Here is a 23,887-nt window from a genome sequence, read left to right as displayed (position 1 = left end):
ATCAATCCTTATTTCGCGGGTTGAGGATGTCGCGCAGCGCGTCACCGACTAAGTTGATGGCGACGATCAGCACCAGCAGCGTGATACCGGGGAAGAAACTTATCCAGTAATCGCCGGACATCAGATAATCAAACCCGTTGGCGATCAGCAGGCCGAGTGAAGGTTCGGTAACCGGCAGCCCGATACCCAGAAATGACAAGGTGGCTTCGAGCATGATGGCGTAAGCAATGCGCATGGTCGCCACCACAATCAGCGGGGGAAGGCAGTTGGGCAAAATATGACGGAACAGAATACGCGGGTTAGACAGTGCCATGCTGCGGGCGGCATCCACATAACTGCGGCGGCGTTCGAGCAGCGCCGAGCCACGAATGGTGCGTGCGTAATACGCCCATTGCGTGACTACCAGTGCCAGAATAATTTTATCGACGCCCTGCCCGAGCACCGCCAGTAAAATCAGCGCGATCAGAATCGGCGGAAAGCTCAGCTGGATATCAACAATGCGCATGATCAGCGCATCTGTTTTGCCACCCACGTAGGCGCTGATAAGCCCCAGAGCCGCGCCAATGGTCAGCGCAATCACCGCGCTGGAAACCCCGACCAGAAGGCTGGTGCGCGTGCCATACAAAATCGCGCTGAGTAAATCGCGTCCCTGATCGTCGGTGCCCAGCCAGTAAATCATGCCACTCAGGCTGGCGGTGCCCGGCTTCAGGCGACCATCCATGATATCAAGCTGCGATAAATCGTACGGATTTTGCGGGGAAATCCACGGCGCCAGCACGGAGAACAGAATGGCGATACCTAAAATGATCAGGCCACACAGAGAGAATTTATCGCGCAGCAGCGCGCGCACGGTGTGGTAAAACGCTGAATGCGGTTTGCCCTGAACGGTGCTGCGCGAGTGAACGGATCCAGACGACATCAGTTTTCGCCCCCCAGCCGGACGCGCGGATCCACCAGCACGTACAGCACGTCCACCAGCAGGTTAATCAGGCTGAACATCACCACAGTTATCATCAGGTACGCCAGGATCACCGGGCGATCCAGCACGGCGATAGAATCAATGATCAGCTTGCCCATTCCCGGCCAGGCGTAAATGGTTTCTGTGACCACGGCAAACGCGATAAGCGAACCGAGCTCCAGGCCGATAACGGTAATCAGCGGGATCAGAGTGTTTTTCAGGACGTGAACCAGCACGATGCGGCTTTCCGAAAGCCCTTTGGCGCGGGCAAAACGGATGAAATCCTGTTGCAGGCATTCGAGCACACCGGCGCGCGTCAGACGGATGATCAGCGAGATTTTAAACAACGCCAGATTGAACGCGGGGAGGATGAGATGCGCGAGACCGTCGGCGGTAAACAGGCTGACCGGCACGCCGAAAACGTCCACGGTAGCACCCCGTCCGGAGGCCGGAAGCACGCCGAGTTTGACGCTGAACAGCATGATCATCATCAGACCAATCCAGAACGTCGGCAGGCTGAAACCTAAAATTGAGACGGTCATGATCGACTTCGATAACCAGCCGTCAGGGCGCAGACCGGCATACACGCCGAGCGGAATACCAATCACCAGCGCCAGCACAAACGCCACCAGCGCCAGTTCGAGCGTGGCGGGCATACGCTGAAAAATCAGGTGCAGCGCGGGCTGGTTGTAGATAAAGGAGTTGCCCATATCACCGTGCAGGGCGTTGACCACGAACAGGCCATATTGCTCCCACACCGGTTTATCTAGGCCAAAGGACTGGATCACATTCAGGCGTTCAGCGGGTGTCGCGGTGGTGCTGAGCAGTAAATCCACCGGATTACCGACCAGATACACACCACCAAAAACCAGCAATGACATCACCAGCAACGTCAGGAATGTCTGTCCGAATCGCCCGAGCAGGTAACGGCTCATGCCTGAACGTCGCCGGAGGGGTTGCCATATCGCGAGAAAACGCGGCGCAACAGACTGAAGAAGCCGTATTCATCCACTTTTTGCATAACCGTGGCGTTAGGTGGCGTCGCCAGTTTGTTCCAGAAATCCGCGTAGGTGTAACCCGCCGTTTTACCGGAAATTTCCACGCCCACGCGGGCGGGCTGACCTTCAAACAGGCCGGGTTGCAGCAGCCATGCGACGGTGGTGGCGTCATGTACCGGCCCGCCTTCGCGACCAAAACGGTTGAGGTCGCTGCGATCAAACGCATTGAGCAGCGCGGCGACAGATTCGCCAGGTAAGCCGCCATCCTGTTTCAGCGCCTCAATATCATCTTTGCTGATCAGCGCCTGGAAGGTCATATCCAGCGGCATGATGATAAGCGGTACCCCGCTGCTAAAGACTTTCTCGGCGGCATGCGGGTCGGCATACACGTTGAATTCTGCCCACGGCACGCGGTGCCCGAGCGCGGTAAACGCGCAGCTCATGGTGACGATGTGTCTGATACCGCGCGCGACGTCCGGATGCATTCCTAACGCCAGCGCGATATTGGTCATCGGGCCAATCACACAAACGGTGATCGGGTCGTTATCTTCGGCGGCCTGTCGTAACGTGCGCACCAGAAAATCCACCGCGTGTTCAGCCTGCGGTTGCAGGTCAGAATCCGGCACCAGTTCATTTTTGAATGCGCCGATGTGCGCATATTTGCCATAAACCTGCTCGCGCACCAGCGGGCCGGGTGCGCCGGCAAAAACCGGTATTGTCTTGCCGGACAACGCCACAATCTTGCAGGCGTTGCGCACCGTATCTTTCAGCGCCACATTTCCGGCGACCACGGTCATGCCGAGCACGTCCAGTTCCGGTGACGCCAGAGCCAGCCAGATGGCGATGGCGTCATCAACGCCGGGGTCAGTATCAATAATGATGCGCTGGCTCATAAGATTATTTTCCGGCATAACGTGAAAGCAGTTCGTAAAACAGTGCGAAGACTTTGTTTGCATCCACGCGCGTGACGATATCAACGTTAGGGGTTTGCCCCGACTTACCGTACCAGTCGGCAACGGTTTGCCCCATACACAGTTCGCTGTCATGTTCGACAAACACCCGCGCTTTTTCGGTGCCAAACAGTTCCGGCGCCAGCACGTAAGCAATCACCAGCGGATCGTGCAACGGCCCGCCGCGCGAACCGTAACGACGTACGTCGTTGCGATCCCAGAACGCCATTAATTCGCCAAGCTGTGCGGAAATACGTCCGGAGACTTTGACGAATCTCGCCACGTGTTCCGGCGTCAGGATCACCTCATGCGTGGCATCGAGCGGCAAAACGGTGATGTGTAGATTCGAGGAAAATACAATGTGCGCGGCGTGAGGATCGGCCAGCATATTGAATTCGGAGGTCATGGTGCGGTTTCCGGCTTCACGATAAGCCCCGCCCATTAACACCACGCGACCGATACCGGCGGCGATGTCAGGTTTCATGCGCAGTGCGGTCGCCAGATTGGTCAGCGGTCCGAGCACGCACAGCGTCAGCGGCTGACTGCTGGCAATCGCCTGTTCGCAGCTGTTGATCAGAAAGTTAACGGCATGGAGAGATTCAGCGGATTTTTGCGGCGCAGGAAAGGCGGTATTGCCCAGGCCGTTTTCCCCGTGGAACTGACCGTGGATTGGTGCGCGCAGCATCGGCTGATGACAACCGGCGAACACCGGAATATCCAGCCGGTAACCCAGCTCGGCGATTTGCAGCGCGTTGCGGGTCGTATTCGCCAGCGGCTGGTTGCCGCAGACCGTGCAGATGCCGAGAATGTTCAGCTGCGGCGCGACGAACGCGCTGAGCAACGCAATGGCATCGTCAATACCCGGATCGCAGTCAATGATAACCGGCAGGGTTTTCACAGCGCCCCCACGGAACGTAAAACTTCAGCGATTTCATCACGCGCCGCTTCGTTCAGAGGCACCTGCGGCGCCAGTGGATCGCCCACCGCAAAGCCCTGTAATTGCAGCGCGGCTTTGATACAACCGGCAATCGAATATTTGGCGAAGATTTCGTTGATGCGCCACAGCGGACGCTGCAACTCCATCGCTTTTTTCCAGTCGCCCTGCTTCGCGGCTTCATACAGCGCCAGACTTTGTTTCGGCACAATACACGCCGGACCGGCCATCCAGCCCACGCCGCCAATCAGCATCACACACGCGGGAATATGCGCCGACGCCGCAAACACCTGCATCCGCCCCTGCGTGCGCTCAATGATCGACAGCAACCGGCCAGTATTGGTCGACGCATCTTTAATATAGTTAATGTTTTCCACGTGACTCAGGCGCTCAATCACCGGCAGGCTGAGATCAGAACGCTGGAACTGCGGATTGGTGTACAGCACGACCGGCAGTTTTCCGGCAGCGGTCGCAATAGCACGAAAATAGTCTTCGACACCCTGATCGGGCACCGGGAAATACGCTTCGAGGATCGCCAGAATACCGTCGACACCCAGAGCGGCGTAGCGAGCGGTTTGCGCGACAGCGTCCTGAATGGTGGTGGCTGCAACCCCGGCGATTACCGGAACGCGGCCTCGAGCGGCTTCGACGACGGTTTTCACTATCTCCGTACGTTGCTCTGCATTGAGATAAGCGAACTCACCTGTGCTTCCGAGCGGCGTCAGACCATGCACGCCGCTGTTAATCAGATGTTCGACCAGCGCGGTTAACACTGGTTTGTCTATCTGGCCGCCATCAGTGACCGGCGAAACCAGATAGGGATACACACCGCTAAAAGAAGTCATAGCTTCTCTCTCTTTTAGTAAACTACTACCTTAGTACAGCCCTGGTGTTGGTGCTGTATTCCCGCCTTGGTTCGGTTCGCACTCTGCGCTGATTTATTGTTTCTCATGCACAAAGTACGGCAACGTGTAGCCGTCGGAGCGGCCAACGTAGGTATAAGGTGTTTTCATCGCCCAGGTGTATGAAAGGAACAGCAACGGAATGGTGCCTTCGTCTTTCATGGCAATCTCTGTGGCCTGCTGCAACAGCTTTTCACGCTGAACGTCGTCGAGAGTTTCCCGCGCTTTTGCCAGCGTTTTATCAAATTCAGGATTGGAATAACGTCCGCGGTTTCCCTGTCCGCCATTTGGCCCGAAGGTTTCCAGCAACGGCCCGAGCACACCGGACGCTTCACCGGTTTCAATCGCCGCGCCGCCCATAATCAGGCTGAAATCGCGTTTGGATGCACGCGAGAAATACACGCTGCCCGGCATGGTCACAACGTCAGTTTTAATGCCCACGCGGCTGAACATCTGTCCAAGCGCCTGCGCGATTTTAGAATCATTCGGATAACGGTCGTTCGACGCATGGAACGTCAGCGTGAAACCGTCCGGATAACCGGCCTGCGCCAGCAACTGTTTGGCTTTCGCCGGGTCATAAACCGCTGCGGGTATTGAAGGCGTATAACCAAAATACCCAGCCGGAACCAACTGCGACGCCGGTACGCCCTGCCCGTCCATGATGCGATCCACAATCGACTGACGGTTTATCGCCAGCGACATCGCTTCACGCACTTCGCGTTTTTTCAGCGGATTGCTGCCATCCGGCCCTTTGGCGAATGGCGACACATCGCGATCCTGATCCGGGTGCAAATACAGAATGCGGTTACCGGCCACGGATTCCAGATGCAGGCTGGTTTGTTTGCCCAGATCCCGTCCGTCTGCCGTCGGCACGCTTTCAATCATATCCACGTCGCCGGAACGCATCGCCGCCACGCGGGCACTCGGGTTTTTGAACACACGCAGCGTGACCTTATCCCACTGCGCTTTTCCGCCCCAGTACTGGTCGTTACGCGCCAGCACCACGTTATCGTCCGGCGTCCAGCTGACAAATTTGAACGGGCCGGTGCCGATCACGTCTTTCCCTTCATTGAGGGTTTGTGATCCGACCGTTTCAAGACGCGCAGGCAAAATCGCGACACGGCTTAAGTTGTTCAGTAATAAAGGTGTTGGCGCTTTGGTGATAATTCTCACCGTTAAAGGATTCACTTCAGTGACATCAGCGATGTCATTCACGTACGGCGTATAGGCGCTCGGGCTGTTTTTCGAGGCCAGCGCCACGCGTTTCACGCTGGCAACCACGTCTTTGGCGGTGAAATCGCTGCCGTCGTGGAATTTCACGCCGGGACGCAGGGCAAATTCCCAGGTCGTGTCGTTGATAACTTTCCACGACACCGCGAGTGCAGGCGTAATGTGTTGTTTTTCGTCCTGATTAACCAGGCCGTCAAAGATATTGCGTGCCATGGCGCTGTTGGCACCACCGACATAAAATTGCGGATCCATCGAAGTCGTTGAAGCGGCCAGACCGATTTTCAGATCAGCAGCCTGTGCAGAAGCTGTATTAAAAACGAAAAGCGTGGCCAGTGCTGAGGAAAGCACTCCTGCCAGAACGGACTTTCTCATGCATTTAACCCTTAATTTTTTTAGATTTTCAGGCAATGTGTATCAGATCGTAAATTGGAGTCTAGGGGGTGGACTTCTGAATTGAAAATTGTATTTTGTGTTACATCCATAAACAAATGTTATGGATTCTGAGGATATATTATGAAAATTAATCCCCGTCAGGTCGAAGCTTTTCACAAAGTGATCCTGACAGGTAGCATTACCGCAGCCGCGAATATGATGAACATCACCCAGCCTGCGGTCAGCCGGCTGATCCGCGACTTTGAATATGCGGTGGATCTGAAGCTTTTTGACCGCGACGGACGCGGGCTGATCGCGCGTGACGATGCGATCAAGCTGTATCGCGAAGTCGAGCGTTTATACCTCGGACTTGAACATATTTCACATATCGCCGACGAAATCCGTCATTCCAAAGGCAGCGTTTTGCGTATCGGTTCAGTGGCGGCGTTATCGGCGCTGTGCGTCGAGCATATCCTCCCGCCGCTGATTGAGCAGATTTCTGATATCTCGTTGTTTTTGGACATTGAAAGTACGACGCATATCACCGATGTCGTCACCAGCAATCAGTACGACGTCGGATTTATTTTCGGCAAGCCGGACGTGAAAGGTCTGGAAGCGGAAATGCTGGCACGGGCGAACGCCGTTGCCGTGATGTCGCCACGCCATCCGCTGGCGAAACAAGACGTGGTGACTGCGATGGATCTGACGCGTTATCGCCCTATTATTCCGGGGCGCAAAACGCCGCTGCGTGAACAGCTCGATCAGGTGATGAGCCGTCTCGACTTATATCTGAACAACCCAATCGAAACATCTCTCAATAACTGCTGTGTGATGGCCGGGAATAATCTGGGCGTCGGCGTGGTTGATTTCATTACCGCGCGTAGCCATAAAAGTGATCTGGTGCTCAAACCCTTTACACCGAATATCAGCATCGCCTATCTCGCCGTTTTCCCGCCGCAAATTCCGAAAAGCCGTCTGGTGGAACACATCACCAAAGAAATGAAGACGTTAATCGAAGGCTATCTGTAAAACACCCCGTCAGGTTCGCCGATTTCGTACCAATGAGTCCGAAATGTTACATTTCAGTCTTTATGACCAAAAATGTGCGGACAGTTGGTGCGATCTGTTAGATGAAAAACATATATATATTTATAAAAAAATAAAAATAATGAATAACATACTTTATTTTATTCTTTAAAATCAATGTGTAAAAAATACCTGCATAAATAATAATCTAATCTATAATAATTTACCTAATTTCAAACTCTTCGTTACACATTCACAACCTCGATGAGAAGTATTACTATTTGCGCGAAATTGTTCTATTTGGTTCATTTAGTGGCGGGTGGTCGTTAAGTGTTACCAGCTTTTCATTAGCAGTTCTCTACAACCTATTTCTACAAACCAATGCAGTGAGATAAATCATGCCAACAACAAATAACAAGTGGACGTGGCTCCTCTGGTTACTGAGTGCGCTGATGGTCGTCATCGGCCTGACACTCGGTATCGGTGGTGCGTACCTGGCCACATTAGGAGGAAGCGTTTACTTCCTGCTGATGGGTCTGGCGCTCATCGTTTCCGCCGTTTTGATTTTTAAAGGTAAGCCTTCCGGCGCATGGCTTTATGCCGTGGCCTTTGTGCTTTCTATTATCTGGGCCGTCTGGGACGCAGGCTTTACGTTCTGGCCGCTGTTCTCCCGCCTGTTCACGTTCGGCGTTCTGGCTTTCCTGGTCGCACTGGCTTATCCGCTGCTGAAAGCACGTGCGGGTCTGGTGGCACGTAAAGGGCCAAGCTTCTCGCTGGCGGCGGTTCTGGCCGTTGCGCTGATTGCCGCTTTCGGCAACACCTTCGTGCCGACGCCAATCATCAGCGCCGACAACGATCAGGTGCCGGTGAAACCGGTAGATAAAGGTGCAGAGCAGAAGAACTGGGAAAACTGGGGTAACACCACCGCAGGCGACCGTTTTGCTGCATTGGATCAGATCAACAAAACCAACGTCGATAAACTTCAGGTTGCGTGGACGGCTCATACCGGCGATATCCCGCAGAGTAACGGCTCCGGCGCTGAAGATCAGAACACCCCGCTGCAGGTGGCCGACAAGCTGTTTGTGTGTACCGCTTACAGCAAAGTGATCGCCCTGAATGTGGATGACGGTAAAAAGCTGTGGTCTTATGACTCCAACTCTACCGCGCCTAACTGGCAGCGTTGCCGTGGTCTGGGCTATTACGAGAATAGCAGCGCAGCGCCACAGGCTCCGGCAGCACAGCCAGTTGCCATTCCTGCGGCTGAACCGGCCACGCCAAACGCCGCTTCAGAAGCTGCCGCGCCTGCAACCGATGCCCCGCAAGCGCCTGCTGCCACCGGCGGTACTGTCAGCGGAACCTGCGAACGTCGTCTGTTCCTGCCAACCATTGATGCGCGTCTGATCGCCATCAACGCCGACACCGGCAAGCCTTGCGCTGATTTCGGTGACAACGGCGTGGTGGATCTGAAAGTCGGCATGGGTGAAGTCAAACCAGGCTACTACCAGCAAACCTCTACCCCGCTGGTCGCGGGTAATGTGGTGGTTGTGGGTGGTCGCGTGGCAGATAACTTCTCCACCGGCGAACCTCCGGGCGTGGTTCGTGCATTCGACGTGCACACCGGCGCGCTGGTGTGGGCATGGGATCCGGGTAATCCGAACATCACCAAACTGCCACCGGAAGGTGAAACCTACACCCGTGGTACGCCGAACGTCTGGTCAGCCATGTCATACGATCCAAAACTGGGTCTGATTTACATGCCAACCGGTAACGCGACGCCAGACTTCTTCGGCGGCACGCGTACAGAGCTTGATGACAAATACAGTTCTTCTGTTGTCGCGGTAGACGTGGCCACCGGTAAAGTCCGCTGGACTTTCCAGACCACGCATCACGACCTGTGGGACTTCGACCTGCCGTCTCAGCCGCTGCTGTATGATCTGCCGGACGGTAAAGGTGGCAGCACGCCGGTTCTGGTGCAGACCTCCAAACAGGGCATGATCTTCATGCTGAACCGCGAAACCGGTCAGCCGGTTGCGAAAGTCGAAAACCGCGAAGTACCGCAGGGCAACGTTCCTGGCGAACGCTACTCTAAAACTCAGCCTTTCTCTGTCGGCATGCCAAACATCGGCAACCAGACGCTGAAAGAATCTGATATGTGGGGCGCAACGCCGATGGATCAGCTGCTGTGCCGCATCGAGTTTAAAGGTATGCGTCACCAGGGCGTTTACACGCCTCCGGGTCTGGATCGTTCCCTGCAATTCCCGGGTTCTCTGGGCGGTATGAACTGGGGCAGCGTGTCGGTTGACCCGAACAACGCCATCATGTTCGTGAATGATATGCGTCTGGGTCTGGCGAACTACATGGTTCCGCGTGCACAGGTTCCGACCGGCGCGAGCGGCATCGAGATGGGTATGGTGCCGATGGACGGTACGCCTTACGGCGCAGTCCGCGAGCGTTTCCTGTCTCCGCTGGGCATCCCTTGCCAGAAACCCCCGTTCGGTACCATGTCTGCGGTTAACCTGAAAACCGGTAAAATTGTCTGGCAGGTTCCTGTCGGTACAGTGAAAGACACCGGTCCGCTGGGCATCAAAATGCGTATGCCAATGGAAGTCGGTATGCCAACGCTGGGCGCGAGCCTGTCAACGCAATCCGGCCTGCTGTTCTTCGCCGGTACGCAGGATTTCTATCTGCGTGCGTTTGATACTGCAACCGGTAAAGAAATCTGGAAATCCCGTCTGCCTGTCGGCAGTCAATCTGGCCCGATGACTTACGTTTCCCCGAAAACCGGTAAACAGTACATCATCATCAGCGCCGGTGGCGCACGTCAGTCCGCAGAACGCGGCGACTACGTGATCGCCTACGCACTGCCTGACGAGAAATAAGATTTTGCAGTAAATGACAAAGCCCGCCGGGGTAAACCGGCGGGCTTTTTTGTGGGTGGTATTTACAGGTTAAGCCTGTGCTTGAAGTCTTACCCGTTGCTGCTCCATCCCTGTAAATATGGCATCAGCCAGTTCAGGGGGAAATGAAGCAGGCAGCTGCCTCGTGACATTTTCAATAACGACCGGCGTGAGTTCGATGATCTCATCAATAATGGTTTCAATTTGTCTTCTCCCTAATCCACTTTGCTCTCCCTGCTTAATCCAGTGTCTGCGCTGAATCTTATTAATCAGGTAATAATTGTTACTCCCCCGGACAGCCATTGCCAGCTTACATTTCTGCCACGCTATCTTATTGTTCCCATGCCCGATGACCGGCCACGCTGACAAAATGTCATACAGTGGCGTCATGTGATAACGATTTTGAGGAAGGTGCGCGATACTGAAATTTTTCGCATGGCCGTCGGTAGCAGCCATCAACCAGAAAATTATCTGTGCCTTGAAAAACTGATACTGATCTTGCTGAGCCTGCTCAGACCGGCTCAGGATTTCCATAATATCCGAGATCCCCGGGCCACCATCTGACTGGTACTTCCGCAAGGGTGAAACGCCCATGGCCTGACACATATCCTCCTGCGGCAGACGGATCCACCATGCCTCGTCTGAAGAAAGCTTTCGGTCAAAACGTTCGACGATCAACGCTTTCTGATCTTCAAATTGTCCAATGTGCGTTTTAGCAACTGGCACTCCATACTGCTCAAGGATCAGGGCACAAAGCCATTCATTTTCAACGGACGTACTCATGTCCGCCTGCATGTTGCCCACCAGACCCAGTGGTAATTTGAAAATGTGCGTAGTTGGCGTATTTCCTTCCGGCAGGCACCACTGATGGTTGTGCCATAACAGCGCCGTTTTTTCCTGTGCTCCCGCGATAGATAATCGCAGATCTTCATCCTGATCGTGTTGACCCGGCAGAACCACCGCCGTGTTGCGCAGCATACCGGCAATTTCCGGCTCCGAAAGCGGACGCTGGCGGATGGTGAATATCCCTGTGGGTTGATCTTCGACCTGCAGCAGCTGGATTGCTCCAACGCAGTCCCGACCCAGTTCAGTAAGCAAGTCAAAAGGTTCAAGGCTTTCAGCATGATAACGTACCGCCAGGCGCCTGCGGATCCCTTCGCTGTCGGGCAATAAATTGTCAAAATAATCACGAACCACATTGCCGCGATGCACTTGATTGCCCGGCGTGAACGGCAGGGAAAGCGACAAAGGTCGCCCTTGTTGGTCTTCTGTCCATTCGGGCGAATACTGTAAACGATCCTCGCCTTTTTGCTTTTCCCAGTACCCCACAGGAATACCGTTCATCCATATCGCTAAACGCTGCTGCGCACGACGCATATCATCACCATTGTTCCTTTCTGGCGGGCGTACTTAAATAATCCGGCTTAATTTCCTCCATAGAGGGTTTTTCAGGATCGGATTGTGAAGAAAACACCATCTCAATACCTAACACATTAAATACTCTAAACAGCCGGTCAAGGCTGGCAGCAGCAGGGTTCGCCTCCAGCCGGGCATATGTCTGCTGAGTCACTCCCAGTTTTTCTGACACATCCTTTTGCGTCAGACCTTTTTCTTTACGGAACCCCACCAGTAGCGGGCGTAGCTGGTTAAGGGTTTTTAACGGATAGACTGTATTCATTATTTCGGCTCTGGTATCAGGGGTCTTATACAGATTATAGGCTGTATTTGTTACATTACACCCTAAAGGCTGTAAAAGTAAAATACAGCCTAAAAGCTGTTAACGCTCAATACAGCTTAAACGCTGTAATTTGCCCACTGCCGCCCGTCATGCTCAAATAGCTCTTTCACGCACGGATGAAACCCCATGAAAAAAAGCGAATTTATCGCACAGGATTTACTGAGCAAGATTTACCAGAACAGCGGATCGCTGCCGGAAAAGTTGCCGCCGGAGCGCCAGCTGGCGGAAGAATATGGGGTTTCGCGGTTCACGGTGCGCAAGGCGCTGGAAAAACTGGTGAGTATCGGTGCGGTGCATATCGTGCAGGGGTCCGGCATATACATTAATACGGGTGTCAGCAGTAATCCGCTGATCTACAATTCGGTGACTGAGAAGAAATTCGCTGAAATCAGTTTCAAAATGCTGGAATTACACAAGCGCCGGCCAGATAAAGAGGAACAGCAGGTGTTCGGTTTATGCGCCGACGATTTTATCTGGGCGTTCACCCGTTTACGGCGGATTAACCTGCGCAATGTGCAGATTGAATATTCCCGAATGCCTGCAGAAGTGTTTGCCGATCTGAATCAGAAAACCATTGAGCATTCCATCCAGCAATATGTGCTGAGCAAAGGCTATGCGATTTCGCATTCCCTCACCCGTTATCAGGCCGTCACGATCAATAAAGAACAGGCGCAAACGCTCGGCTGCAAAAAAGGCATCGCCGCCATGCATATCACCAACAGAGGTATTTTGCAGGGCGGCAAGGTTTATGCGTTCAGCGATATTGTCGATATCGACTATTCCTGCACCTACGTCATCCCGTTTAATCAGGACAATCTGGCTTTCCGCCAGACGTAAGCGCGTTACGGCGTGTGGATCACGCCATCCGGCAGGCGGCTTTGCGTCCATTCATGCGGCCGGTAAACCACCGGAAACTCTTCCGCCATCTGACTGTTAAAGCCCACGCCAATCCCTGCTTCTTCACCTGGATAAAAATAGCCGTTCTCAGGCTTCTGCGCGCCGGGGAAGACCTGTTGCGTGTTGGCCGGATACGCCACAAATTCCTGAATAGCCGCATTGTGCAGATGAATATTCAGATGTGTATTTACCGCTGCACCAATCGGCGTCATGTCCGGCGGGCAATGCCAGGCCAGACGCACACCAAAACTCTGGCAGAAATGCGCCAGTTTTAATGCCGGTGTAATACCGCCGATTTGCGAAACGTGGCAGCGGATGAAGTCGATCCGTCGGTTAATGATCAGATCTTTCCATTCTGCAGGATTATTAAATAACTCGCCGGTCGCCAGCGGAACGGCGGTCTGACTGCGGATCTGCGCCAGCCACTCGTTCTGATCCGGCGGCAGAATGTCTTCAATAAAGTAAGGCCTGTACTGTTCCACCGCTTTAGCGAACTGCACCGCCTGTTGCGGGAACAGCCGTTCGTGCACGTCGTGCAGAATATGGAACTGATTGCCGTATTTTTCACGCAACGCTTTGAACATCGCCAGCGTGTTGTCGATGTACTGATCCTGATCGTAATACGCGCCCGATGTCGGTTCGCGTGTGCTGTGAAAATCCTGCGCATTGCCGCCGTAAAAGCCCAGCTGGCAGCGGATATGGCGATAACCTTCGCCCAGTAAACGGTCCACTTCGCCGTACAGTTCTTCGAGCGTTTCGCCCGCTGCATGACTGTACGCCGTTACCGCATCTTTAGATTTACCGCCGAACAGGTGATACAGCGGCATATTCGCCAGCTTGCCTTTGATATCCCACAGCGCCATATCGATGCCCGCGATAGCGTTGTTGATCACCGGCCCGTTTCGCCAGTAAGCATTCACCATCATCATCTGCCACAAGTCTTCGATGTGATTGGCATCGCGCCCCATCAGCAGCGGTTTGAGATATTCATCCACCATCAGTTTGACGGCCAGCGGGCGCTGCTGGAACGTCGCGCAGCCCAGCCCGAAAACGCCACGGTCAGTTTCAATTCTGACCACCACTAAATTATGACGATCGGGACGTGTAATCTGGCATTCGATATTTGTAATCAGCACTGGCTGCATGATAAATCCTTTATAAAAACCGTGATCCCTTTTCACAAAAAAGGCGGCGGGAATATTCGTATTGGGGTTATTTCACCGTATTTTCATCCTGCTTGTAAACCTAAAATTCAGGCTTTTATTTTGGTATAAAAGCACGCCTGATTAGCCGTTAAAAACAGACCAATTTAGCGATGACCCGCTAAATTAGCGCCTTGAACTGAAGTTTTGTGATGGGGATCCTGTTTTATTGGTTTGTTTTTGAAAACCGCCCTCATTACACTCCCAGTCATTCAAATAAAGAAAAATTCAATTTCCGTCGCGGGGTTCAGGGTGAATACAGAAATAATACAGTCGGTCATTAAACTGGTCGGTGGCGCAGGAAATATTAATAAAGTTTGGCATTGTATGACCCGTCTGCGTTTTGATTTACGTGACGAAAATAAAGTGGCCTGGGAAGAAATTAAAAATCTGCCCGGCGTACTTGGCGCGCAAAGTCAGAGCGGACAGGTGCAGATCATTATCGGTCCGAAGGTGAATATCTGGTACGAAGCCATCGTGTCACAACTGGAACCGGTCTGCGGGAACAACGCCGGATCAACAGGAAATGTCTCCACAAAAGGACGAAAAAGTCTGGTCTCGATGTTCATGGATACCGTTTCCGGCGTGTTCGGCCCGATCGTTCCGGCCATTGCTGGCGCGGGGATGATCAAAGGTTTGCTGGCAGGATTAATCGCACTGAAGGTGGTCTCAGCCAAAAGTGAAACAGTGATGATCATCGATTTGATCGCCAGCGGTGTGTTTTACTTTTTGCCATTTTTCCTCGCGGTTTCTGCGGCGAAGATCTTCAAAACCAATGAATATCTGGCCGCAGCCGTTGCTGCCTGTCTGATGTACCCGACGCTGATGGACGCCGCGAAAGCGCTCGCCAGCCATACGGCCGGTGCGCCTGACGTGTTGTATTTTATGCAAGTACTGCCGGTGTCTGTTTTCAACTATTCGGCCAGCGTCATTCCGGTGATTTTCTCGGTGCTGGCGCTGAGTTACATCCACCGCTGGGTAGATAGATTCATGCCGGACGTGCTGAAAACCGTCTTTACGCCGACGCTGACCTTATTTATCGCCGCGCTGGTTTCACTGACGTTGATTGGTCCGGCGGGAATTTATCTCGGCAAACTGCTGGCGTTTGGCATTCAGGGATTGTTTGACGTGTCTGCGGTATTTGCCGGATTTATTGTCGGCGCGATCCGCCCGGTGGCGATCCTCACCGGTATGCACCACGCGATGACGCCGATTGCATTGCAGAACTTTACCGATCAGGGCTGGGACATGCTGATGCCGATGATGTTTATGGCCAACATGGCGATAGCCGGTTCGACGTTTGCGATTTACTTCCACGTCAAAACCCGCGAGCAGAAATCCGTGGTGCTGTCTGCGGCGATTTCGGGGCTGTTGGGGATCACTGAACCGGCGCTGTTCGGCGTGCTGACACGCTACAAAAAAGCGTTTATCGCCACCACCATCAGCAGTTCTGTGGCGTCTGCGTTTATCGCTTTCTTCGGGGTGCGGTTATACGGCTATATTCTGTCGAGCATTTTCAGCCTGCCCGCCTATATCGGCCCGTATTTCATCTACATTGTGATGGGTGTGGTGCTTTCGCTGGGGCTGTCATTTACGCTGACGTATCTGATGGTTGTCAAAAATAAAGGCACCGAACAAACGGTGCCTCTGGTTAATCAGACGCGCTGAGGTTTATCAGGCCGCTGTCTTTGAACGCGAAATCTCAGACAGCGGTGCATTCTGGATCCGATTGGTCAGACGACCGATATTTTCAATTTCCACTTCAATCTTGTCATTCTCATGCAGGAACAACGGCGGAACGCGGGTCTTACCGACGCCGCCCGGTGAACCGGTCATGATCACATCGCCCGGTGAAAGCTGAGTAAAGGTGCTGATATAGGCGATCATCTGCGGGATAGTGTGGATCATACTGGCAGTCGTATCGTCCTGCACCAGCCGGTCGTTCAGCCAGGTTTTGATGCTCAGGTTTTGCGGGTCGCCCACTTCATCCGGCGTTACCATCCACGGACCGAATGCGCCTGTCGACGGCCAATTTTTCCCGGCGGTATACCATTTATGCTGCCAGTCGCGCACCGAGCCATCCATATAGCAGCTGTAACCGGCGACAAAATCGAGCGCGTCATCCGCTGAAATATTGCGGCCCGTGCGGCCGATAATAATGGCCAGTTCACCTTCATAATCAAACTGCTCAGAAGAAGCCGGTTTGATGATAGTGCCGTTGTGGCCGACCTGTGAATCGGCAAAACGGACAAACAGCGTTGGCGCGTCGCTGGTTTCGTTAAATTCTCTGCGTTTTTCTGCGTAGTTCATGCCGACGCCGAAGATTTTTCCCGGACGGTCGATAACCGGCAGGAAACTGATGTCATTCAGCTGAAGATCCGCTGGCAGCTCAAGGTAGCGTTGCAGTTCCGAAAGTGAATGGCGTGCCATGAATTCGTTAATATCGCGGCATCCTGAGTGACTGCCGACGTCGACAATCCCCTCTTCTTTATAGATGCCGAAGCTTTTGGTGTGGTCTTTGCTGATGGTGAAATTAACAATTTTCATAGATGCACTTAGATTCTTATTTTACTTAAAACAGGTAAATTCGCTGGCGTTCGTGTTGCAAAAACGGCTTGCCCGTCGCAACGTCGGCGTGATTATTGACCCTGCCTCTCATGCCTTCTACTATATTTTATTACCGAATTGATGAATTTTAGGAATCTATGTTAAATAACAGAGATTTAGACTACTTCGTGACGGCTGCACAGTTAATGAATTTGAGACTTGCGTCACAAAATTTAAATATAACTCAGCCTGCACTTTCTAAATCTATCACCCGTTTAGAGAAAGAACTGAAGATAAAACTGTTCAAACGGGCAGGACGAGGACTCGAACTGACCGAAGCGGGACGGGTGCTTTATCAGCGCGGTCTGGCGTTGCAAAGTTCCTATCTGGAAATTGGCGAGATAATGAATGAACTGAGCAGCGGCGCGGGCGGGATCGTGCGCGTGGGTGTCTCCGGTTCAGCAACGCAATTCCTGCTGCCTGAAATCTGCAAAATGCTGCAATCGCAGGTACCGAACATGAAATTAGAAATCCAGATCGGCATGAACGATGTGCTTTTTGCCCTGCTGGAACGTCATGCTATCGATGTGATCATCGGGCCGCTGGTCAATTATGACAGCCCGGTGGTGCAGTTACCGGTGACCGCCGACCGGGTGATCGTGGCAGCCTCACGCGACCATCCTCTGGCCGGTAAGCCCGCAAGCCTGCGCGAACTCAGCCGTTATGGCTGGATCTTACCGGCGAAAACCGTCTCGATGCGCCAGTGGCTGGATAAAATGTTCTATGAAAATCATTGCTCGCCGCCGGATGTAAAAGTGGAAATCAGTTCGCTGGCATCGGTGCCGGGCCTGATTGCGAAAAGCGGATTGCTGAGTTTTTTGTCAGAAAACATTCTGGTGGAAGAAGAATTTTTGTCGCGGCTGATCCGTATTGATAACGATCAGTTAGTGATGGAGCGTCGGGTCGGGATCACCTGGCTGGAAGGTGCGTTTCTTTCACCCGCGACGCAGAAAGTGATCGACGTGACGAAAAGCGTCGGGCAGAAAATGCAGATGGAAGCCCGCCGGATCCTCGAAGACTGAATACCGGCGGGTGCGGATTTACATCCGCTTTTCTTTATACAAGGTGGCAGGCCACGCGGTGACCGTTTTCCACTTCACGTAACAGCGGAATTTCCGCCCGGCAACGTGCAATGGCGTACGGGCAGCGGGTGTGGAAACGACAACCGGCGGGTGGTTTTGACGGATCCGGTATTTCCCCGCTGACCATCGCCACCGGTTCGCTGTCAGGATCGAGCGTAGGTACTGCCGCCAGCAACGCCTGCGTGTAAGGATGCAAGGGCCGCTCAAACAGCACATCACGGCTGGCGGTTTCCACCAGCTGACCGAGATACATCACCGCCACGTCATCACAAAGATGTTCCACGACGCCCAGATCATGCGAGATAAACAAAAACGTCACGCCGTGATCGTCACGCAAATCTGAGAACAGATTGATGATCTGCGCCTGAATGGACACATCCAGCGCGGAAATAGGCTCATCCGCAATGATAAATTCCGGTTGCAGGATCAGCGCACGGGCAATGCCAATACGCTGGCGCTGGCCGCCGGAAAATTCGTGCGGGAAGCGGTTGTAATGCAGCGGCGAAAGGCCGCAGATTTTCATCACTTCCAGCACTTTTTCCCGTAGCTCAGCGCGCGAACATAACTGATGTTCAAGCATCGCCTCGCCGATGGCGTCACCGACTCGGATACGCGGGTTCAGCGAACTGTAGGGATCCTGAAACACCAGCTGGATTTTCGGACGCAACGCTTTCAGCTGTTTAGGCCTGAGGGCATGAAGATCTTCGCCGCGAAACTTCACGCTGCCCGCGGTTTTGTCATACAGCCCCAGCAGCGTGCGTCCTACCGTGGTTTTGCCGCTGCCCGATTCACCGACCAGACCAAAAATCGTGCCTTTGCGGATGTTAAAACTGACGCCATCCACGGCGCGCAGCTGGCCGGTTTCCTGACCGAATACGCCGTCGCGGATCGGGAAATATTTTTTCAGCCCGTCGACTTCAATCAGATATTCCGCACTCATGGTTGCAGCTCCGTATCTTTACTCTCTTGCGCCGTCGTTAATCCGCTGTAGAAACAGGCAGCCTGACGGTGTTTTCCTTCGAGCGGTGGGATCCCTTCGCGGCAACGGTCAGTGGCGCGCGAGCAGCGATCGGTAAATGCGCAGTAAGGCGGTAATGCTGCCAGGCTGGGCACTTGTCCGGGAATGGAATATAAGCGGCGGCGGCGTTCACCCGCGGTCGGACGTGACGCAATCAGCCCCTGAGTATAAGGATGCAGCGGATTGCGCAGCACATCGGCGGTCGCGCCCTGCTCGACAATTTTACCGGCGTACATTACGACGACGTGATCCGCCATCTGGGCAATCACGCCTAAATCGTGGGTGATCAGCATCAGCGCCATGTGGTTTTGGTGCGCCTGGTCACGCAGCAAACGCAGGATTTGCGCCTGAACGGTAACATCGAGCGCGGTGGTCGGTTCGTCTGCAATCAGCAGCTGTGGCTTACAACTCAGCGCCATCGCAATCATGATGCGCTGCAACATGCCGCCGGAAAGCTGGTGCGGATAACTGGTCATCAGGCTTTCCGCGCGCGCCAGCCCCACGTCAGTAATCATCTGCGTTGCATGCGCCCACGCCGATTTCGGTGATTCACCGCGATGGCGGATCAGCGGTTCAACCAGTTGTTCACCAATCGTCAGCACCGGATTTAGCGCGGTCATCGGTTCCTGAAAGATCATCGCCAGCTGATTACCGCGCAAATCGGCCATTTGTGACGAACGCAGCTTCAGTAAATCACGCCCCTGAAACAGGATTTCTCCGCCATCAATGCGGGCAGCCTGTGGCGGCAACAGCCCCATCAGTGACATCGCCGTGACGCTTTTTCCGCATCCTGATTCGCCGACAACCCCGACAGTCTGCCCGGCCTGAATGTCGAACGTGACATCCTGCACCGCGCGCACGCGACCTTCATCGCTGGCAAAAGACAGCGAAAGCTGGTTAAAACGGATCAAGGGTTCAGTCATTTTTTGCTCCGTTTCATTTTTGGATCGAGCGCATCGCGCAGGCCGTCGCCCAGCACGTTAATCGCAATTACCGTAATAAAGATCGCCACGCCCGGCGGCATCCATAACCACGGTCGGCGCTGGAAGTCGATCAGGCTGTTGGCGGCATCCATCATATTTCCCCATGACGGCGTTGGCGGTACCACACCTAGTCCCAGATAACTGAGCGCAGATTCACTGAGAATGGCATTCGCCACCGCCATCGTCGCCATCACTACCAGAATGGGTACGGTATTCGGCAGTAAATGCCCGAACAGACGGCGGCGCGACGACAGGCCGAGCACTTTTGTCGCCAGCATGAAATCACGCTCGCGCAATGAAAGGATCTGCCCGCGAACCAGACGCGCCAGCTTCGGCCATTCCAGAAGACTGAGCATGACGATCACCATGTACACACGGGAATCCGGCGAAAAATCCAGCTCAGACAGCATCGCGCCCATCACGATCAACAGCGGCAGACTCGGAATGGTCATCACCAGATCGGCAAAGCGCATGATGATTTTGTCGGTGATGTCCCCGACATAACCGGATACTGCCCCCATCAGATAACCGAGCGTCACGGAAAGCAACATGGTCAGCATGCCGATAATCAGCGAGATGCGACCGGCCAGTAGCAGCCGCGTATACACGTCACGTCCGAGAAAATCGGTGCCCAGCCAGTGCTCCACATTGGGTGCTTTGTTGATCATCAGCGCGTCGGTCGCATCATCACGCCACGGCGAATAGTAAGGGCCCACTATGCACCAGACCGCCATGACAACGAGTAAAATGAGGCAGAACATCGCCAGACGGTTCTGACGTAAAGCACGCCAGGCCTGTAACCAGGGTGACGGTGTCACTTGTGCCAGTGCAGGGATCTGTGCTTCACGTAATCGCCGGTTAGTAGAAAATAAAGAGCCAAACATCACGACCTCACACGAATACGCGGATCAGCCCACGCATAAAGCACATCAGCAATCAGGTTGCCAAGAATGGTTAACACCGCCAGAAACAACGTGAAACCCATCAGAACCGGATAATCACGTGCAGCCAGCGAATCAATGTGAATATGCCCTGCTCCCGGCCAGTTAAAGACTTTTTCGGTAATCAGCGCCCCGGAAAACAGCCCCGGCAGCTCAAACCCTAGCAATGTGATTATCGGCAACAGCGCATTTCGCAGCGCATGTTTCAGGATGACTGTGCGCTCACGCAGCCCTTTAGCGCGGGCAGTACGGATGAAATCCATGCGCACGACGTCCAGCATGCTGGCGCGGAAATAGCGTGTCAGGCTGCCTGCCTGCAACATCACCAGCGCCACCACCGGCAATACCAAATGCGCAGCCACCTGCATCACCCACGCCCAGCCCGTTGCATCGCTGCCGGTATTGGTCATGCCGCCCACCGGCAACCAGTGTAGGTCCACAGCGAACCATTTGATCAGCAGCAGACAAAGGAAGAAGGTCGGAAAGGACATCGCCGCGAATATCACAATACTCACCACGTGATCAAACAATGAATAGGGTTTCATCGCCGAGACAATGCCGACCGCCAGCGCGATCCCCCAGTACAACACCATTGCAATGGTGGCGAGCAGGAAGGAGTTCCAGATGTACTGATTCAGCAACTGACTGACGGGTATCTGATATTGCAGCGAAAAGCCGAGATCGCCGCGCAGCAGATTGCCCAGCCAATGCAGATAACGGCTGAGCAGCGGTTGATCGAGTCCATAGAGCGCTTTAAGTTCGGCGGCGCGCTGAGCGGTCAGGGTGATATTTCCGTCGATGAAATCGCCCGGCGTTTTGGCAAACAGCATGAAAATGAGCAGTGAAGCGAGGAACAGCATCGGGATGGTTTGCAGCAAACGACGCAGAATAAAATTTCTCATGACTTTCCCAAGGCCGCCGCACCGGCAAAAGTGCGGCGGCAATGTGGTTGAACGGGATTATTTTACGATTTTGACGTCCGGCAGACTGCCGGTCAGACCGTTGTAAATATCCGGTTTAAACCCCGTCACACGGGCGCTGCTGGCGGAAAGGATTTTACGGTTACCGAGCAGGATCACCGGCGGATCGTTGGCCAGTACTTTGTACAGTTCGTGGTAGATCGGCTTCCGTTTTTCAATATCCAGCGTCGCGTTGCCTTCATTGATCAGTTTGTCGACTTCAGGGTTGTTATAGCCAGACTCCGTGGATTCTGTGCTGTAATAATCCCAGACGCCATCGTGCGGATCGTTGAGCGTGCTGGTGCTGAAGGACGCCAGATCGTAATTCCCGGCCTTGCGTTGTGACATCAGCGCGTTAAAGTCCACAACTTGTGGTTTCAGCAGCACGCCGATTTTCTGGTAGTTCTCTTTCGCAATCGGGATCAGCGCATCGTTCAGCACTTTTTTGCTGACCAGCAGCGTCAGTTCCAGACGTTTACCGTCTTTTACACGGATCCCGTCGCTGCCCGCTTTCCACCCTGCTTCATCCAGCAGCTTATTTGCCTGCGCCGGATCGAATTTGTACGGGTTCACGCCTTCAGTGTTATACGCCCAGGAAATCGGCGCGATCGGCTCGATCGCTACTGAGCCGTAGCCCTGATAAACCACGTCGATCAATTTCTGACGATCCAGGCCGTAAATCAGCGCCTGACGGACTTTGACATCCTGCAATGCAGGCCGTCTTACGTTGAACTCAATCTTGCTGTAATCGCTGGAACCGTACAGGTTGATGTTGGCAAAGCCGAGCATTTTCAGCTGTTCGATATCATCCGGGCGCGAAGTGAATGCGTCGTAATCGGTGTCACCGGTCTGGAACAGCTGGAAGTTAGTCGACGGATTGGTCACGCGATAGATAAAGCGCGGGGTCGGCGGTACTCCACGATAATAGTTGGCATTGGCGTGGAAACGGATCTCCTGCCCCGGAATATATTTGTCATACACATACGGGCCATTGCCCAGTGGTTTACCGTGCAGCGTGCGCAGGTAATCAAGATTTCCGCGTGAATAGCCTTTGCCGTAATACGCTTTCGACAGCACCGGCCCGCCAATTTTCTGCAACGTCGTCGCACCCGGCTGTGTGGTGGTGACCTGCAACGTCAGCGGGTCGATCACTTTCAGGCCGCTGATGCTGTCAGCCTTACCCTGCTTATACTCATCACCACCGGCAATGTGTGCCAGTGTGATGTCCGTGTCGCCGTCGTATTTCGGGTCATACAACACGGTCAGCGTGAATGCGACATCTTCTGCCGTCAGCGGAGAGCCATCACTGAACTTCAGATCGTGGCGCAGTTTGATGGTGTAAGTTTTGCCATCAGGGCTGACGGTCCAGCTTTCTGCCAGACCAGGGACCAGTTTACCCTGGCTGTCCCAGTCAATCAGACGGGCGAAAATCACGTTAGTGACGTTTTCATCCCAGCCGTTAACGAAAAAGTAAGGGTTAAAAATACCCTGAGGTTCTGAGATCCCGGCGATCACCGTATCGGTGCGCAGTTTCGCCGCAGCAGGAACCTGGCTGGCATCGGTTGCCGGTGTGATGCCTTCTTTTAAGACATCATCAGCGTAAGCAAAAGAGGACAACATTACCGCGCTGGCCAGTAATGCGATTTTGAAAGAGGCAGTGCGGCGCACGCGTTGTCCAGCTGGCGCGAAGGAAGAACGTAATAACGTAGCCAAAAGAGATCCCTCATCTGTAAGGAGTGCAAACGGTTTACAAAACATGACAAAGAGTAAGGACGCCGTTTGGCCTTGTCTAACAACGAAAAAATATGGCTTATAGCTGTTAGTTATTTCTTAATGCCCAAAAAACCTCTTCGAACAATCAAGTTAAATTCGATAAATTTGTCATGTTATTTTTTGATTAATTAAGCCATTTTTTAGCTATACCCATCACTGATGACGATGAAATGTCGGTGCACTGGTGCAGGGCGGTAATCAAAGAATATGCACGGCGCATGGTGTAAGTACTCACTTACATCCTAGGTCTTATTTACAGTAGAAACTGGCATCCGTCCTGGAGTATACGTCTCGCGTGATCCCTTTTTGTAACCTATGCCTTATCACTTTCGATTCAGTCCGCTGAAAAAGCCGCCAAAACGGCTAATGTGGAAAGATTACCTGATCACACCCAGTAAGTACTCACTAACACCGTAAGCC

The 23,887-nt window shown here is 53.5% G+C and carries 20 protein-coding genes; 5 read left to right on the top strand and 15 right to left on the bottom strand.

Going from position 1 to position 23,887, the window contains the following annotated elements; translation table 11 throughout:
* Position 1 precedes the first annotated feature (1 nt).
* The 6 genes from D5398_RS16570 to D5398_RS16545 form a co-directional block, all read right to left on the bottom strand.
* A complete protein-coding gene (locus tag D5398_RS16570) occupies positions 2-919 on the bottom strand; it encodes an ABC transporter permease (RefSeq protein WP_120508608.1) in 918 nt (305 codons plus the stop codon).
* Positions 919-1,893 carry an ABC transporter permease gene (locus D5398_RS16565; protein WP_120508607.1) on the bottom strand — a complete coding sequence of 325 codons (975 nt, stop codon included), beginning with the start codon at positions 1,891-1,893 and terminating at the stop codon, positions 919-921. The genes D5398_RS16570 and D5398_RS16565 overlap by 1 nt, the downstream gene beginning before the upstream one ends.
* Positions 1,890-2,849 carry a nucleoside hydrolase gene (locus tag D5398_RS16560; protein WP_120508606.1) on the bottom strand — a complete coding sequence of 320 codons (960 nt, stop codon included), beginning with the start codon at positions 2,847-2,849 and terminating at the stop codon, positions 1,890-1,892. The genes D5398_RS16565 and D5398_RS16560 overlap by 4 nt, the downstream gene beginning before the upstream one ends.
* Before the next feature lie 4 nt (positions 2,850-2,853).
* The gene (locus D5398_RS16555) at positions 2,854-3,804 is read right to left on the bottom strand and encodes a nucleoside hydrolase (protein ID WP_120508605.1); all 951 of its coding nucleotides are present in this window, start codon (positions 3,802-3,804) and stop codon (positions 2,854-2,856) included.
* The gene (locus tag D5398_RS16550) at positions 3,801-4,685 is read right to left on the bottom strand and encodes a dihydrodipicolinate synthase family protein (RefSeq protein ID WP_120508604.1); all 885 of its coding nucleotides are present in this window, start codon (positions 4,683-4,685) and stop codon (positions 3,801-3,803) included. Before D5398_RS16550 ends, D5398_RS16555 begins: the two co-directional genes overlap by 4 nt.
* Positions 4,686-4,778: 93 nt before the next feature.
* Positions 4,779-6,344 carry an ABC transporter substrate-binding protein gene (locus tag D5398_RS16545; RefSeq protein WP_120508603.1) on the bottom strand — a complete coding sequence of 522 codons (1,566 nt, stop codon included), beginning with the start codon at positions 6,342-6,344 and terminating at the stop codon, positions 4,779-4,781.
* Between the two features lie 141 nt (positions 6,345-6,485).
* On the opposite strand from D5398_RS16545, the gene D5398_RS16540 reads away from it, so the two are divergent.
* Together D5398_RS16540 and D5398_RS16535 are read left to right on the top strand one after the other, a co-directional pair.
* The gene (locus tag D5398_RS16540) at positions 6,486-7,373 is read left to right on the top strand and encodes a LysR family transcriptional regulator (RefSeq protein WP_120508602.1); all 888 of its coding nucleotides are present in this window, start codon (positions 6,486-6,488) and stop codon (positions 7,371-7,373) included.
* Between the two features lie 395 nt (positions 7,374-7,768).
* The gene (locus D5398_RS16535) at positions 7,769-10,249 is read left to right on the top strand and encodes a membrane-bound PQQ-dependent dehydrogenase, glucose/quinate/shikimate family (protein WP_120508601.1); all 2,481 of its coding nucleotides are present in this window, start codon (positions 7,769-7,771) and stop codon (positions 10,247-10,249) included.
* Between the two features lie 69 nt (positions 10,250-10,318).
* Here the strand turns inward: D5398_RS16535 and D5398_RS16530 are convergent, their stop codons facing one another.
* On the bottom strand, positions 10,319-11,644 hold the full coding sequence (locus D5398_RS16530; protein ID WP_120508600.1) for a type II toxin-antitoxin system HipA family toxin: 1,326 nt from the start codon (positions 11,642-11,644) through the stop codon (positions 10,319-10,321).
* A gap of 4 nt (positions 11,645-11,648) precedes the next feature.
* Complete coding sequence (locus tag D5398_RS16525; RefSeq protein WP_112151594.1) at positions 11,649-11,945, bottom strand: helix-turn-helix domain-containing protein; 297 nt, start codon at positions 11,943-11,945, stop codon at positions 11,649-11,651.
* Positions 11,946-12,131: 186 nt separating this feature from the next.
* On the opposite strand from D5398_RS16525, the gene D5398_RS16520 reads away from it, so the two are divergent.
* The gene (locus D5398_RS16520) at positions 12,132-12,842 is read left to right on the top strand and encodes a GntR family transcriptional regulator (protein ID WP_120508599.1); all 711 of its coding nucleotides are present in this window, start codon (positions 12,132-12,134) and stop codon (positions 12,840-12,842) included.
* A 5-nt stretch (positions 12,843-12,847) separates the two neighbouring features.
* Here the strand turns inward: D5398_RS16520 and D5398_RS16515 are convergent, their stop codons facing one another.
* Complete coding sequence (locus D5398_RS16515) at positions 12,848-14,047, bottom strand: enolase C-terminal domain-like protein (protein ID WP_120508598.1); 1,200 nt, start codon at positions 14,045-14,047, stop codon at positions 12,848-12,850.
* Positions 14,048-14,356: 309 nt separating this feature from the next.
* Here D5398_RS16515 and D5398_RS16510 point away from each other — a divergent pair, with 309 nt between their 5' ends.
* Positions 14,357-15,772 carry a PTS transporter subunit EIIC gene (locus D5398_RS16510; RefSeq protein WP_120508597.1) on the top strand — a complete coding sequence of 472 codons (1,416 nt, stop codon included), beginning with the start codon at positions 14,357-14,359 and terminating at the stop codon, positions 15,770-15,772.
* 6 nt (positions 15,773-15,778) lie between these two features.
* Here the strand turns inward: D5398_RS16510 and D5398_RS16505 are convergent, their stop codons facing one another.
* Positions 15,779-16,651 carry a fumarylacetoacetate hydrolase family protein gene (locus tag D5398_RS16505; RefSeq protein WP_120508596.1) on the bottom strand — a complete coding sequence of 291 codons (873 nt, stop codon included), beginning with the start codon at positions 16,649-16,651 and terminating at the stop codon, positions 15,779-15,781.
* Positions 16,652-16,809: 158 nt separating this feature from the next.
* Between D5398_RS16505 and D5398_RS16500 the strand changes: the two genes are divergently transcribed.
* Positions 16,810-17,733 (top strand): LysR family transcriptional regulator, encoded by a 924-nt coding sequence (locus D5398_RS16500; protein ID WP_120508595.1) that lies wholly within the window; start codon positions 16,810-16,812, stop codon positions 17,731-17,733.
* A 34-nt stretch (positions 17,734-17,767) separates the two neighbouring features.
* On the opposite strand, the gene D5398_RS16495 is transcribed toward D5398_RS16500, so the two are convergent.
* Genes D5398_RS16495 through D5398_RS16475 form a run of 5 tightly spaced genes read right to left on the bottom strand, consistent with a single transcriptional unit; the run spans position 17,768 to position 23,314 of the window.
* Positions 17,768-18,733, bottom strand: coding sequence for an ABC transporter ATP-binding protein (locus tag D5398_RS16495; protein WP_120508594.1), 966 nt, complete (start codon positions 18,731-18,733; stop codon positions 17,768-17,770).
* Positions 18,730-19,734, bottom strand: coding sequence for an ABC transporter ATP-binding protein (locus tag D5398_RS16490; RefSeq protein ID WP_120508593.1), 1,005 nt, complete (start codon positions 19,732-19,734; stop codon positions 18,730-18,732). Before D5398_RS16490 ends, D5398_RS16495 begins: the two co-directional genes overlap by 4 nt.
* Positions 19,731-20,678, bottom strand: coding sequence for an oligopeptide ABC transporter permease (opp4C, locus tag D5398_RS16485; RefSeq protein WP_162940774.1), 948 nt, complete (start codon positions 20,676-20,678; stop codon positions 19,731-19,733). Before opp4C ends, D5398_RS16490 begins: the two co-directional genes overlap by 4 nt.
* Complete coding sequence (locus D5398_RS16480) at positions 20,678-21,637, bottom strand: ABC transporter permease (RefSeq protein ID WP_013577990.1); 960 nt, start codon at positions 21,635-21,637, stop codon at positions 20,678-20,680. The genes opp4C and D5398_RS16480 overlap by 1 nt, the downstream gene beginning before the upstream one ends.
* A 57-nt stretch (positions 21,638-21,694) precedes the next feature.
* Positions 21,695-23,314 carry an ABC transporter substrate-binding protein gene (locus D5398_RS16475; protein ID WP_244216782.1) on the bottom strand — a complete coding sequence of 540 codons (1,620 nt, stop codon included), beginning with the start codon at positions 23,312-23,314 and terminating at the stop codon, positions 21,695-21,697.
* Positions 23,315-23,887 lie beyond the last annotated feature (573 nt).

The sequence above is a fragment of the Rahnella bruchi genome, from assembly GCF_003614975.1.
Taxonomy (GTDB): domain Bacteria; phylum Pseudomonadota; class Gammaproteobacteria; order Enterobacterales; family Enterobacteriaceae; genus Rahnella; species Rahnella bruchi.
This window is presented reverse-complemented; position numbering and strand designations above follow the sequence as displayed.